Origin of the sequence: uncultured Stenotrophomonas sp., assembly GCF_913778665.1 — a bacterium.
GTDB lineage: Bacteria > Pseudomonadota > Gammaproteobacteria > Xanthomonadales > Xanthomonadaceae > Stenotrophomonas.
The window spans coordinates 159,363-172,660 of record NZ_CAJYVQ010000006.1; the positions used below are offsets into that span (position 1 = coordinate 159,363).

At 67.9% G+C, this 13,298-nt stretch carries 12 protein-coding genes; 3 read left to right on the forward strand and 9 right to left on the reverse strand.

Annotated elements, in window-relative coordinates:
* Positions 1 to 199 precede the first annotated feature (199 nt).
* Both QZ853_RS08020 and sppA read left to right on the forward strand, forming a co-directional pair.
* Positions 200 to 1,564 (forward strand): MATE family efflux transporter, encoded by a 1,365-nt coding sequence (locus tag QZ853_RS08020; protein ID WP_295571865.1) that lies wholly within the window; start codon positions 200 to 202, stop codon positions 1,562 to 1,564.
* A 115-nt stretch (positions 1,565 to 1,679) separates the two neighbouring features.
* Positions 1,680 to 3,602, forward strand: coding sequence for a signal peptide peptidase SppA (sppA, locus tag QZ853_RS08025; protein ID WP_295571866.1), 1,923 nt, complete (start codon positions 1,680 to 1,682; stop codon positions 3,600 to 3,602).
* 120 nt (positions 3,603 to 3,722) lie between these two features.
* On the opposite strand, the gene QZ853_RS08030 is transcribed toward sppA, so the two are convergent.
* Complete coding sequence (locus QZ853_RS08030) at positions 3,723 to 3,935, reverse strand: hypothetical protein (RefSeq protein ID WP_295571867.1); 213 nt, start codon at positions 3,933 to 3,935, stop codon at positions 3,723 to 3,725.
* A gap of 111 nt (positions 3,936 to 4,046) precedes the next feature.
* Here QZ853_RS08030 and QZ853_RS08035 point away from each other — a divergent pair, with 111 nt between their 5' ends.
* A complete protein-coding gene (locus QZ853_RS08035; RefSeq protein ID WP_295571868.1) occupies positions 4,047 to 4,823 on the forward strand; it encodes an SDR family oxidoreductase in 777 nt (258 codons plus the stop codon).
* Positions 4,824 to 4,915: 92 nt separating this feature from the next.
* On the opposite strand, the gene QZ853_RS08040 is transcribed toward QZ853_RS08035, so the two are convergent.
* From QZ853_RS08040 to dprA, 8 genes are all read right to left on the reverse strand, one after another.
* Entirely contained in the window at positions 4,916 to 5,632 is a 717-nt protein-coding gene (locus QZ853_RS08040; protein WP_295571869.1) for a hypothetical protein, read from the reverse strand.
* Between the two features lie 34 nt (positions 5,633 to 5,666).
* Positions 5,667 to 6,356 (reverse strand): DUF4124 domain-containing protein, encoded by a 690-nt coding sequence (locus QZ853_RS08045; RefSeq protein ID WP_295571870.1) that lies wholly within the window; start codon positions 6,354 to 6,356, stop codon positions 5,667 to 5,669.
* A gap of 43 nt (positions 6,357 to 6,399) precedes the next feature.
* Positions 6,400 to 6,990 (reverse strand): Sua5/YciO/YrdC/YwlC family protein, encoded by a 591-nt coding sequence (locus QZ853_RS08050; RefSeq protein WP_295571872.1) that lies wholly within the window; start codon positions 6,988 to 6,990, stop codon positions 6,400 to 6,402.
* A 144-nt stretch (positions 6,991 to 7,134) separates the two neighbouring features.
* Entirely contained in the window at positions 7,135 to 9,627 is a 2,493-nt protein-coding gene (locus QZ853_RS08055; RefSeq protein WP_295571873.1) for a DNA topoisomerase I, read from the reverse strand.
* A 193-nt stretch (positions 9,628 to 9,820) separates the two neighbouring features.
* Complete coding sequence (locus QZ853_RS08060; RefSeq protein WP_295571874.1) at positions 9,821 to 10,753, reverse strand: RDD family protein; 933 nt, start codon at positions 10,751 to 10,753, stop codon at positions 9,821 to 9,823.
* A gap of 49 nt (positions 10,754 to 10,802) precedes the next feature.
* A complete protein-coding gene (locus QZ853_RS08065; RefSeq protein ID WP_295571875.1) occupies positions 10,803 to 11,546 on the reverse strand; it encodes a pilin in 744 nt (247 codons plus the stop codon).
* A 38-nt stretch (positions 11,547 to 11,584) separates the two neighbouring features.
* Positions 11,585 to 12,058, reverse strand: a complete 474-nt coding sequence (locus tag QZ853_RS08070) for a DUF494 family protein (protein ID WP_005411195.1) — start codon at positions 12,056 to 12,058, stop codon at positions 11,585 to 11,587.
* A 43-nt stretch (positions 12,059 to 12,101) separates the two neighbouring features.
* Positions 12,102 to 13,229, reverse strand: a complete 1,128-nt coding sequence (gene dprA, locus QZ853_RS08075; protein ID WP_295571877.1) for a DNA-processing protein DprA — start codon at positions 13,227 to 13,229, stop codon at positions 12,102 to 12,104.
* Positions 13,230 to 13,298: the final 69 nt, after the last annotated feature.

Consider the following 13,298-nt stretch of genomic DNA (forward strand, 5'->3'; position numbering starts at 1 on the left):
ACCAACTGAGCAGTCGACTGGCACTCGGCTCTACCCAGCGGGTCCACACATCGGTCGCCTTCACCTCAGCAGCGACGCCTGCCGGGACCTGGCATTCACGCCATGTCATGGGAATGCGCGCGCGGCACGCGTAAGATGAGCGGCCGCAACCCGGTGCCTGTGCCCTTCGCGCGCAACCGTAGTTCGCGTCAAGCACCTTATGTCTACTGCAACCTCTACGCCGCGCTTCAGCAAGGAAGTCGGCGCGACCGGTCTGCTCGCCCTGCCGCTTGTGCTGGGCCATGTGTCCACCGGTCTGATCTCTTTCGTCGACAATGTGATCGCCGGCCACCACGCCACGGCGACCCTGGCCGCGGTGACCATCGGTACCGCGCTGCTGTGGCTGCCGATGCTGATCCCGATCGGCACGCTCATCTCGCTTACCGCCTCGGTGTCGCAGCTGCATGGCGCCGGCCGCGAGCGCGAGATCGGCCCGCTGTTCCGCCAGGCGCTGTGGTTGGCGCTGGGCCTGGGCCTGATCATGTTCACCTTCCTCACGGTGGTGCCGCCGCTGCTGCCGGCCTTCGGCATCGCGCCGGACATCGTGCCGGGCGCCACCGCGTTCCTGCATGCGGTGCGCTGGGGAGGCCCGGCGCTGACCCTGTACTTCTGCATGCGCTACCTCAGCGAGGGCATGCACTGGACGCTGCCGACCATGCTGCTCGGTTTCGGCGGCCTGCTGGTGCTCGCCCCGATGGGTTATGTGCTGGCCAACGGCAAGCTTGGTTTCCCGGAAATGGGCGCCGAAGGCCTTGGCATCGCGTCGGCGGTGATGATGTGGATGCAGGCCATCGCCTTCGCCACCTACCTGTGGTTCACCAAGCGCTTCGCCCACCTGCAGCTGTTCTCACATTTTGAGGGGCCGCGCTGGAAAGCGATCTGGGAGCTGCTGCGCACCGGCCTGCCGATCGGCATCACGGTGCTGATGGAAGGCGGCCTGTTCATTGTCACCGCGCTGCTGATCGGCCGCCTCGGTGCCAATGAAGCGGCCGCGCACCAGATCGCGATCAACGTCGCGCAGCTGTGCTTCATGATCCCGATGGGCGTGGCCGAGGCCACCACCGTACGCGTCGGCCATGCGGTCGGCCGCGGCGATGGTTTCGGCGTGCGCCGCGCGGCGTGGGCCGGCTACGCGATCATCATGGGCACGCAGACGCTGTCGGCGGCGGTGCTGCTGTTCGGCCACGACGCCATCGTCGGTGTCTACACCAATGACTTGGCGGTGGCCGGCCTGGCCTCGACCCTGCTGCTGTACGCGGCTACCTTCCAGTTCCCGGACGGTATCCAGGTGCTGTCGGCCGGTGCGCTGCGCGGCCTGAAGGACACCCGCGTGCCGATGTTCATCGCCATGTTCGCGTACTGGGGCTTGGGCATGCCACTCGGCGCCGGGCTCGGGCTGGGGTTGGGCATGGGGCCGCAGGGCATGTGGATCGGCCTGATCGTCGGCCTGACTGCCGCCGCCATCCTGATGGGCTGGCGCCTGCGCCGCAGCAGCCTGCGCATCGGCCAGTCGATGCTGTCCTGACCCTTCCGCCCGCCATGCCGATCCATGGCGGGCGATCCCCTGACTTGTGTCCGATGCCGCATCACGCGGCACCGGCTATGCTGGTACCACGGCAAGAAGCCATCCGGAGCGCTCCATGAATCAACCCGTGCCCCCGCTGCCCCCGGCGCGTCGCAATCCCGTCGCCAGTTTCTTCATCGGGCTGTGGGACGTCATGAACTTCACCCGCCGGTTGATCCTCAACCTGGTGTTCTTCGGCCTGCTGTTCCTGCTGCTGGTGATGTTCGTCATCGCCGCCGGCATGGGTGCCGGTGCCAGCAAGTCGCTGCAGGACCGCACCACCCTGGTGATCGCGCCGGAAGGCCGATTGGTCGAGCAGTTCAGCGCCGATCCGGTCAGCCGCGCGCTGGCCAAGGCGGTGGGCGACAACGGCGCCGAGGAGATCCAGCTGCGCGACCTGCTGCGGGTGATCGAGTCGGCCAAGGAAGACAAGAAGATCGAGCGTGTGGTGCTGGAGCTGGACAAGCTGCAGCCGTCGGGCTTTGCCTCGCTGCGTGAAGTCGCCGCCGCGCTGCAGGACCTGCGCGCCTCCGGCAAGCAGCTGGTGGCCTACAGCGAGAGCATGGGCCAGTCGCAGTACCTGCTGGCCGCACAGGCCGACGAGGTCTACCTCGACCCGATGGGGTCGGTGGTGCTCGAGGGCCTGGGCCGCTACCGCCAGTACTTCCGTAGCGGCCTGCAGGACAAGCTGGGCGTCGACGTGCATCTGTTCAAGGTGGGCGAATACAAGTCCGCGGCCGAGCCGTACGTGCTCGACGCCGCCTCGCCGGCCTCCAAGGAAGCCGACCTGTTCTGGATGAACGACGTGTGGCAGCGCTACCTGGCCGACATCGCCAAGGCCCGTCGCCTGGATCCGGCACAACTGGCCGCCGGCATCGACACGCTGCCGGAAGGCATCGCCGCCGCCGGTGGCGACCTGGCCAAGTTTGCCCTGCAGCAGAAGCTGGTGACCGCGCTGAAGACCCGCGAGGAATTCGAGGATCTGATGATCGAGCGCGGCGTGGCCGACGATGACGCCGACGGCGGTTTCCGCAACGTCGACTTCGGTCGTTACCTGGCCCTGCTCGACGCGCGCCGCAACCCGGTGGACTCGCGTCCGCAGGTGGCGGTGGTGGTGGCCGAAGGCGAGATCAGCGGTGGCGATCTGCCGGCCGGCCGCATCGGCGGCGAGTCGACCTCGGCGCTGCTGCGTGCCGCGCGTGACGACGAAAACGTGAAGGCGGTGGTGCTTCGCGTCGATTCGCCGGGCGGTGAAGTGTTCGCCTCCGAGCAGATCCGCCGCGAAGTGGTCGCGCTGCAGGCCGCCGGCAAGCCGGTGGTGGTGTCGATGGGTGACCTGGCCGCTTCCGGTGGCTACTGGATCAGCATGAACGCCGATCGCATCTATGCAGATCCGTCGACCATCACCGGTTCGATCGGCATCTTCGGCATGGTGCCGAACTTCAGCCGCGCGCTGGACAAGATCGGCGTGCATACCGACGGCGTGGGCACCACCCGTTTCGCCGGTGCCTTCGACGTCACCCGCCCGATGGACCCGGCCGTGGGCCAGGTGATCCAGACAGTGATCAACAAGGGCTACGCCGACTTCACCGGTCGCGTCGCTGATGCCCGCAAGAAGCCGGTCGAGGCGGTCGATGAAGTGGCCCGGGGCCGTGTGTGGAGCGGTGCGCAGGCCAAGGAACGTGGCCTGGTCGATGCCTTCGGTGGCCTGAAGGACGCCGTGGCCGATGCCGCCGGCCGTGCCAAGCTGGGCAAGGCCGATGCCTATCGCGTGCGCTACATCGAGAAGGCGGCGACGCCGTTCGCGCAGTTCGTCAGCGGTTTCGCCGGCAGCCGTGCCGGCGCCTGGATGCTGTCTGATTCGGGCATGGCGCGGATGATGCTGGCGCGCACGATGCCGGAAGTGGATACGCAGCTGCGCTTCGTCGAGAACGCCGCCCGCGAGAAGGGCAACGGCGCGCCGGTGAAGGCGCTGGCGTATTGCTTCTGCGGGTTCTGACCGGAAAGCATCCACGCATGGCGTGGATCTACTGGATACGCCCGGCTTTGGCCGGGCGTTTTCGTTCATGGGGTCGGATCCCTTTGCGTCGCAAAGAGCTCTGACCCCACAGGCCACCCGTCACTGCGTCGTGTCGGCCTCGGCCTTGCGCTCGCGTGCGGCGGCTTCGTCCACGGCCTTCTGCGCGCCCTTGGCGCGGTCCAGCGGTTCCTGCATCGCACGCGACATCGCCTTGGGCACCGGTGGCTTTTCCGGGTTCGGCGTCGGCGGACGCTGGCAGGCCACCAGCAGCACGCTGGCCAGCAGGGACGAGGACAGGATCAGGATGCGCATGGCGGCTCTCCGCGGTGGGCGTGCGCGCAGTGTCGCATTGCGGGCGATGGGCTGCCGTGAGCGCGTATCCTTGCCGCATCGAAACACAGCGGGCGCGGCCCCGGAGGACACATGACCCAGCAACGGTGGCGCCTGGATGGCCAGACGGCCCTGATTACCGGCGCCAGCGCCGGCATCGGCCTGGCCATCGCGCATGAGCTGGCCGGCTTCGGCGCTGACCTGATGATCGTCGGCCGCGATATCGACATGCTGGAGACCGCGCGCGACGAACTGCTGGACGTGCATCCGCAGATGCAGGTGCACGCGCTGGCCGCCGATGTCTCCGACGACGAGGACCGCCGGCAGATCCTGGACTGGGTGGAAGACCACAGCGATGGCCTGCACATCCTGGTCAACAACGCCGGCGGCAACGTCACCAAGGCGGCCACGGAGTATTCCGAGGACGAATGGCGCAAGATCTTCGAGACCAACCTGTTCTCGGCGTTCGAGCTGTCGCGCTACGCGCATCCCCTGCTGGCTCGCCATGCCTCGTCGTCCATCGTCAACGTCGGCAGCGTGTCCGGCCTGACCCACGTGCGCAGTGGCGTGGTCTACGGCATGACCAAGGCCGCGATGCACCAGATGACCCGCAACCTGGCCGTCGAGTGGGCCGAGGATGGCATCCGGGTCAATGCGGTGGCGCCGTGGTACATCCGCACGCGGCGCACGTCCGGGCCGCTGTCCGACCCGGATTACTACGAGGAAGTGATCAACCGCACGCCGATGCGCCGCATTGGCGAACCGGAGGAAGTCGCCGCAGCGGTGGGTTTCCTGTGCCTGCCGGCCGCCAGCTATGTCACCGGCGAGTGCATCGCAGTGGATGGCGGTTTCCTGCGTTACGGGTTCTGATCATGCGGTGGTCGCGCCGGCCGCTGGCCGGCAACCACGGGATCTTCAGATGATTGCAGTTGCCGGCCAGCGGCCGGCACTACCGGTGGGTGTCACCCCGGTACCGGGCAGTTGCTGGCCTCCAGCACGCCCTGCAGCCGTTCGCGTTCCCCACGGGCGTTGTCGCGGTTTTCCGGCGAGGCGAACCGCTCACGGCCGCGCGCGTCGCGGAAGCGTTGCTGCCAGCTGCTGCAGCGCTGCGCCTCCGGCAGTTCCTCGCAGCGGTCGCGCACCACTTCGCAGCCGGCGGCGTTGACCGGGGTGGCGCCGCCCAGGCCCTGCACGGTCATCAGTTCGCAGCGGCCGGGAGCAGCTTCGTATTCGTGCAGATAGCCCCCGCCCTGGCTGTCGGTGCACTGGAAGATCGGTGGCAGCGGCGGCTTCGGCGGCGCATTGCGGTCTGGCGCGGCATCGGCGTGGCGCGGCAGCGTTGCGCTGTCGAGTATCAGATCGCCGCCTTCACGTTCGACCATGCCGGCTTCCATGATCGTGCGTCCTTCGCCCGGGCGGCGGGGGCTGGGCACCGAAGCGGGCGATGTACCCGCTGTCGCCGGTTCGGGCGGCGGCGGAGGTGCTGCTGTGACTGATGCAGGCGGCGCACTGGCGGACGCCGGAATCCGCACCACCTGCTGCTTGCTGCCGGTGGGGCAGGGCGTGCGTTGCAGGGTAGGCACATCGCTGCTGCTGGAAGTACAGCGGTAGATCACCCCGTCGTCGGCCAATGCATTGCCGGCGAACAGGCCCAGGGCCAGCCAGATCAGGTTCTTCATGCGCACAGCGTACATGCCACGGCAGGTGCTGCGCTCAGCGGTCGCAGTCCCGCGACAGGCGTGCGTCGATGCCACGCTGTTCGTTGCTGATGGCAGTACGCTCGCTCTGCAGCGCACTGTTGTAGCGGCGGTCCAGTTCCCAGCGGCGGTCGCGCAGGCGCGCGCAGACTTCCTGCGGCGGCAGCGCATGGCAGCTGTCGCGGACCAGCACGCTGCCGGCCGGAACCTGCACACCGACACCCACCGCGGGCGGCCGGTAGCCGGTTCCTTCACCGATGGGGGTGCCGACCGGCGTGCCGAAGGCCGGGCGTGGGCCGGGATGGACCGGGCCGTGGTGCCCGTGCGGAAGCCAGACGCTGGTCCACAACGGTACCCAGCGCGGATTGCCGTCGTTGTTGTCGCTGGTATAGCGGCGACCGTCGTCGCTCACGCATTCGTACAACGGCTGTGGCGGCTGGATGTAGACGTGGCGGACTTCGCGATCGCGCACCACCGGAACCTCGTCGGGAGGCGCGGGCGTCGCATCGCTGCGCACCACCCGTGGCGCCGGGTCGCGCGGGCGCTGCAGGTCGCGCACTTCCTGCCGCCCGCTGCTGCAGGGCCTGTCCTGCAGGGCCACGGCGCCATTGCTGGCGACGCAGCGATAGACGCGCACGTCCTCTGCGGCCGGTGCGGTCCATGGCAGCAGCAGGCACAGGCCCATGGCGGTGCGCAGCAGGTTCATGGCGGCAGGGTGCGTGATTGTGCGTGGCAGTGCAATCGTCCGCTCAGGAGCGCAGCACGTTGCCGCTGAGCGCGTCGCGGATCGGGGTCGGTTGGGCCAGGCCACCGGTCTCGCCATCGAGCAGGCCATCGAGCAGGCGCAGCAGGCGCGGATCCAGCTCGGCGCGACTGCGTGCCGGCGGTTCACCGGCCAGGTTGGCGCTGGTGGAGATCAGCGGCCCGCCCCAGGCGCGGCACAGGGCGGCGACCAGTGGGTGGGCGCTGATGCGTACGGCGATGCCGCTGTGTTCACCGGTGACCCACGGTTGGGCGCGCGGACCGGCCGGCAGGATCCAGGTGTTGGCGCCCGGCCAGCTGGCCAGAACCGCACGCTGGCGGGCGTCGGGCAGCGCCTGCAGGCGCACCCAGCCCTCCAGCTGCGACAGTTCGGCGGCGACCAGGATCATGCCCTTCTCGATCGGGCGCTGCTTCAGCCGCAACACCATGTGCACCGCGGCTTCATGCGACGGATCGCAGCCCAGGCCCCAGACCGCTTCGGTCGGATAGGCGATCACGCCGCCGGCGCGGAGCGTGGCGACAGCAGAGTCCAGGGTGAGTTCTTTCATGGCGGCGACCGGCCCGACGTGGGACTTCATTATCCCCCTGCTGCGTGCAGAAGGGGTGGACCCAGGCACCTTGGGTAGTGCCGGCCGCTGGCCGGCCTCAGCGGTAGGTAATGACTGCTTATGGAGGGTGCGGACCGTGGGTCCGCACACCCTTCATCCACGCATGGCGTGAATCTACTTCGCGGCCTTCTTGACCGCCTTCTTCGCTGGGGCCTTCTTTGCGGCCGCCTTCTTTACTGCTTTCTTGGCCGGGGCCTTCTTGGCAGGCGCTTTCTTTGCGGCGGCCTTCTTCGGTGCGGCCTCCTTCTTCACCGCGGCCTTCTTGGCCGGCGCCTTCTTCGCAGCCGCCTTCTTGGCACCGAAGCCCTTGCGCACCGGCTTGCCGGTTTCTTCCATCAGCTGCTGCACTTCGGTCAGGGTCAGCGATGCCGGCTCGCGATCCTTGGGGATCTTGCCGTTCATCTTGCCGTCGCTGATGTACGGGCCGAAGCGGCCGTTCAGCACCTGGATGTCGCTGCCGTCGAACTCCTTGATGATCCGGTTACGCGCGATCTCTTCCTTTTCTTCGATCAGGAACACAGCGCGCGCCAGGTCGATGGTGTACGGGTCGTCTTCCTTCTTCAGCGAGGCATAGGTGCTGCCCCGCTTGGCGAACGGTCCGAAGCGGCCAATGCCGACGCTGACCGGCTCGCCCTTGTCCTCGCCCAGTGCGCGCGGCATCAGGAACAGTTCCAGTGCGTCTTCCAGCGAAATGGTGTGCATCGACTGGCCGGGGCGCAGCGAAGCGAACTTCGGCTTCTCCTCGGCGTCCTCGGCGGTGCTGCCGATGGCGGCGTACGGCCCGAAACGTCCCAGGCGCACGCTCACCGGCTTGCCGGTCTTGGGGTCGGTGCCGAGCTCGCGCGCGCCACTGGCCTCGGCGCGGTCGACCGATTCCTTCTTGTCCTCGACCAGTTCCTTGAACGGTTCCCAGAAACGCGACATCAGCGGGATCCACTCTTCCTCGCCACGCGAGACGGCGTCGAGCTCGTCCTCAAGCTTGGCGGTGAAGTCGTAGTCCACGTACTGGGTGAAGTGGCTGGACAGGAACTTGGAGACCGCGCGGCCGACGTCGGACGGGCGGAAGCTGCGGCCTTCCATTTCCACGTACTTGCGGAACAGCAGGGTCTGGATGATCGAGGCGTAGGTCGAGGGACGGCCGATGCCGTACTCTTCCAGCGCCTTCACCAGCGCCGCTTCGGTGTAGCGCGGTGGCGGCTGGGTGAAATGCTGTTCGGCCAGGATGCGTTCCAGCGGCACGCGGTCGCCGGGCTTCATCGCCGGCAGCTTGCGGCCTTCATCCTCGTCCTCGGCGCTCTTGTTGTCCTTGCCTTCCTCGTACACGGCCAGGAAGCCAGGCACGACCACGGTAGTGCCGCTGGCGCGGAACACGTGTTCGCTGCCCGCCGACAGGTCGACGCTGACGGTGTTGAGCGTGGCCGGAATCATCTGGCACGCCACCGCACGCTTCCAGATCAGCTCGTACAGGCGGCGCTCGTCGTCGGTGAGGAAGCGCGCGACCTGGGCTGGCGTGCGCAGGGCCGAGGTCGGGCGCACCGCTTCGTGCGCTTCCTGGGCGTTCTTCGACTTGGTCTGGTAGGTGTTGGGCTGGTCCGGCAGCGAGGCGATGCCGTAGTCACGGGCGATCACGTCGCGGATTTCGGCCAGCGCATCCTGCGACAGGTTCACCGAGTCGGTACGCATGTACGAGATCAGGCCGACGGTGCCTTCGTCGCCAATTGCCACGCCTTCGTAAAGCTTCTGCGCCACCTGCATGGTCTTGCGGGTGGTGAAGCCGAGCTTGCGCGAGGCTTCCTGCTGCAGCGTGGAGGTGGTGAACGGCGGCGCCGGGCGGCGCTTGCGCTCCTTGCTGGCCACGTCGGTGACGTGCAGCGAGCCCTGCGCAGCCTGCTGGATGCGCAGGCGTGCCGCTTCAGCGGTATCACCGTCGGTGACGGTGAACTGCTCGAACTTCTGTCCGTCCAGCTTGATCAGCTTGGCATTGAAGTGCTGCGACGGGTGCGCGCACTCGGCGGCGATCGACCAGTATTCGCGGGCGATGAAGGCTTCGATCTCTTCCTCGCGCTCGACGATCATGCGCAGCGCCGGGCTTTGCACGCGGCCGGCGGACAGGCCGCGCTGGACCTTGCGCCACAGCACCGGCGACAGGTTGAAGCCGACCAGGTAGTCCAGCGCGCGGCGCGCCTGCTGGGCATCGACCAGGTCGCTGGCGATCGCGCGCGGCTGGCTGATCGCTTCCTTGATGGCGCGCGGGGTGATCTCGGTGAACACCACGCGCTGCATCGGCTTGTCCTTGACCAGCCCGCGTTCCTTCAGGATCTCGGCGATGTGCCAGCTGATCGCCTCACCCTCGCGGTCCGGGTCGGTCGCCAGCAGGATGTCGTCGGCGCCCTTGGCAGCCTTGGCGATCGCATCGACGTGCTTCTCGTTCTTGTCGATGACGTCGTAGTGCATGGCGAACCCGTTGTCCGGGTCGACCGCGCCTTCCTTCGGAATCAGGTCACGCACATGCCCATACGAGGCCAGGACCGTGTAGTCCTTGCCGAGGTATTTGTTGATCGTCTTGGCCTTGGCCGGCGATTCGACGATGAGCAGGTGCTTGGGCATGGCAGCAGGGTCTGTGGGGCGAACCGTGGGGAAGGGGCCGCTAGGGTGGAGCAAACGGCCGCATTAGTGAAGCGGCCACGCGCAAATCCATAAACTGAACGCCCGGTAATGTGCCGGGCGTTCAGGTTTCACCTTATTAGAGGAATCACGCCCGGCCGGGCCGTGTCAAGCAGCCAGGCGTGAGGATGGCCATTCAGGAGGCCATCTTGGCAATGAAGCCGACCGCGGCGACCAGCAGCACCAGGCCTGCCAGCATCAGTAGGGCGGTCAGCACCAGGACGAGGAGGGTGACCGTGCCCAGCTCGCGGCGCTGCAGGTGCGGCTGGTCGGTGTAGGCCCAGCGATCGACCACCAGGGTGTCGCAGATCATGTCGTGCAGGCCCTGCTTGCGCTCGGTGAAGGCCGCCATCAGGAAGCCGATGCCGAGGGTGAAGCTGCTCAGCAGCATGGCCCAGTAGCGTCCAAACGCGCGGCCCAGGGTCAGGCGCTCGCCGTTGCTGCGCACGACCTTGATGCCAACCGCCATCTTGCCCAGCGTGGCGCCGCCGCGCGAGGCATGGAACCAAGTGTAGTAGGCCATGCCGATGCCGAAGTTGATCAGTGCGCTGGCCACCTGCGCGACTACTTCGATAGCCGATTCGCCACTGCCGGCCGCGCCCATGCTGGCGCCGAGCACCACGCCGATGATGCCGCCGATGATCGCGCCGGGGATGACCAGCACGAAGTAGTCGATCATGTAGGCCGCTACGCGCTTCCAGAAGCCCGCGTAGACCACTTCACCGCCCACCACCGGCTGCGCATGGCCGGCGGCACCGGCTGCGGCCGGGGCGCTGTAGGGCGAGCTGCTGAGGGCGCCGGTGCCGGGCAGCGGCGCCGTGCCATTGTCGATGGCGGCATAGTCGCCACGCAGGTCGAAACCGCCACTGCTGGTGGCGGTGGTGGCATCGGCCAAGGTCTGCAGGCCAAGCTCGTCGACCACCTGGCGCAGGGCGGCCCACTGCGCCATGCCTTCGCGCCAGACCAGGGAGTCGAGGTTCAGCTGGCCGCGCTGGAAGCGCTGGCGGATCTCCTCGACCGGCATCGGCCCCTGGCGTTGCTGTCCTTCTGCGTAGTACCACTCAGTCATTGCATGTTCCCTGTTGGGTCGTCCTTGGAGGTTTCGGCGTGCCTGCGGCTCAGCCGCGGCACGCGGTCGGCAGGTACTTGTCGTCACTTTCGCCGCTGCATTCCCAGCGACCGCTGTCACGATCGTATTCCAGCCACAGCAGATCGCCGTCGATGCTCTTGCCGGGCATCGCCAGCGTCGCCTCGATGCCGCAGTGGCCGTTGTTGAAGCGGCCGATGTTCACCGCCGAAAGGCCGGCCTGGGTGAAGTCGCCCGGGGCCGGGAAGCCGGCATCGTTGGCGCCGGGGCAGCGGCCCTGCTCGTCGGCGAAATGCTGCACCTGGTCCTGTAGCGGGTGCAGCGCATCGGCTGCGGCAGCAACCTTGGCACGCATGGTGTAGTCGCTGTAGGCCGGCAGGGCGATCGCGGCCAGGATGGCCATGACCGGCACCAGCACCAGCAGCAGGCCGCCACCGATGATGGCAGTCAGCGCACAGCCGGACAGTTTCTTCTTTGGCGGCGGCAGCGTGGTCGCCGCTGCTGCGGTGCTGTAGGGGGTGGAGGGCGGCAGCACCGGCGGCCGCGGCGCTGCTGGCTCGGGTTCCGGCTCAGCCGCTGCGGTCGGCACGTCCAGTGCCGGCACGATCAGGCCCAGTTCGTCCACTACCGTGCGCAACGGCTGCCATTGTGGCAGGCCGTCGCGCCACACCAGGGTGTCCAGGGAGATCTGGTTGTTGCGGAACAATTCAACCAACTGTTCCGCCGGCAGCGGACCCTGCTGCCGGTTGCCTTCTGCATGGAACCACTCACTCACGGGACGCTCCTGAATGCGCTATGCCCCCAAGTGTACGGTCAGTGCAGGGGTTCTGGCTCGTCCATGAACATCTGCGTCTCCATCCAGGCATAGGCTGCTTCGGAGCCGGGCTGGTTGAACAGCACCATCAGCACGACCCATTTGAGGTCGTCCAGGTCCAGTTCGTCCTGGTCCAGGGCCATTGCCCGGTCCAGCACCAGTTCGCGCTGGTCGGCGTCGAGGATGCCGTGCTGTTCCAGATACAGCAGAAAACCGCGGCATTCCACGTCCAGCTTGTCCAGTTCGGGGCCGTGATAGACGCGCACGGGGCCGTCGACCCGCGCCTGGGCCACGCTCGGCCGCTGCGCGGCCAGGGCGTCGAGCCAGTCGAACGCCTTGTTGATCTCGGTTGGGCTGAAACCGGCCTGGATCAGGCCGTTCTGGAGCGAATCGCGGTCACGGATCAGGTCCGCATCTTCGCTGAAATAGTGTTCAAACAGGTACAGCAGTACGTCCAGGATGCTCTCTTTCATTGCCCCTCGGCCTGCGTCGCGCGACGCTGTGGAGGTGAAGAAACTAGGGAGTTCGACAGTAGCGGCCGTGTACGCACACCACGATTCCCGCCAGTTCCATGGCCAGCAGCATGGAGGACACCTGTGACGCCGTCAATCCACAATGCGTGATCAGTGAATCCATACCGCTTGGGTTGTGGTCCAGGGCCCGCCACAAGCACTGGTAGTCAGGGTCGTCGGCCCAGCGTGCCGGCAGGAGTGCCGGCGGTGCCTGTTCAGTGGGGGTGGCCAGCCGCGATTGCAAGGTCGGCAGCTGGTGGCGCAGGGCCGGGGCCAGCAGCTCGAGCACGTCCTCGGGGCGCTCGACCAGCGCCGCACCCTCGCGGATCAGCCGGTGGCAGCCGGCGGCTCGTGGGTTGAGCACCGAGCCGGGCAGGGCGCAGACCTCGCGGCCGGCCTCGGCAGCCAGCCGAGCGGTGATCAGGGCGCCGGAGCGTTGCGCGGCCTCAACGACCACCGTGGCCAGCGCCAGCCCGGCCACCAGCCGGTTGCGCGCCGGGAAGTGGCCAGGGCGTGCCGGCGTGCCCGGCAGGTATTCGCTCAGCAGCGCGCCCTCGGCGACGACCTGCGCCTGCAGCCGGGCATGGCTGTCCGGATACACCCGGTCGGGGCCGGTGCCAATGACCGCCACGGTACAGCCGCCCGCGTCCAGGGTGGCCTGGTGGGCGGCCGCGTCGATGCCGGCCGCGAGCCCACTGGTCACCGCCAGGCCGGCCTCGACGAAGCCGCCGGCAAAGCGTGCCGCCAGCGCCCGTCCGCCCGGCGTCGGCGAGCGGCTGCCGACCAGCGCCACCGAGGGCCGCCAGGCCAGGCTGGGGTCGCCGGCCACGAAAAGCGCCAGCGGTGGGTTGGGCACGTCCAGCAGCGGTGGAGGAAAGGCCGCGTCGGTGAAGGCCAGCAGGTGATGGTGGTCGTCCTGCAGCCAGCGCAGCGCACTTGCCCACGCCTTCGGGTCGGGGCGCTCCAGTGCCGCGCACTGCTCCGGCGTGCAGCCGTGTGCACGCCACCCTGCGACGCCCAGGGCGATGGCCGTCGTGGCGTCCTCGGCCCCCTGCAGCAGGGCCCGCCGCGGCGCCAGCGCGCCGCCCGCCATCATCAGGCGCAGCAGCGCCTCATCCACGTGTCTGGTCATTCCCCCACTATCGGCCGGATGCAACGAAGGCGCCCTAGGGCGCCTTCGCATGTAACCGTCAGGGTTTGC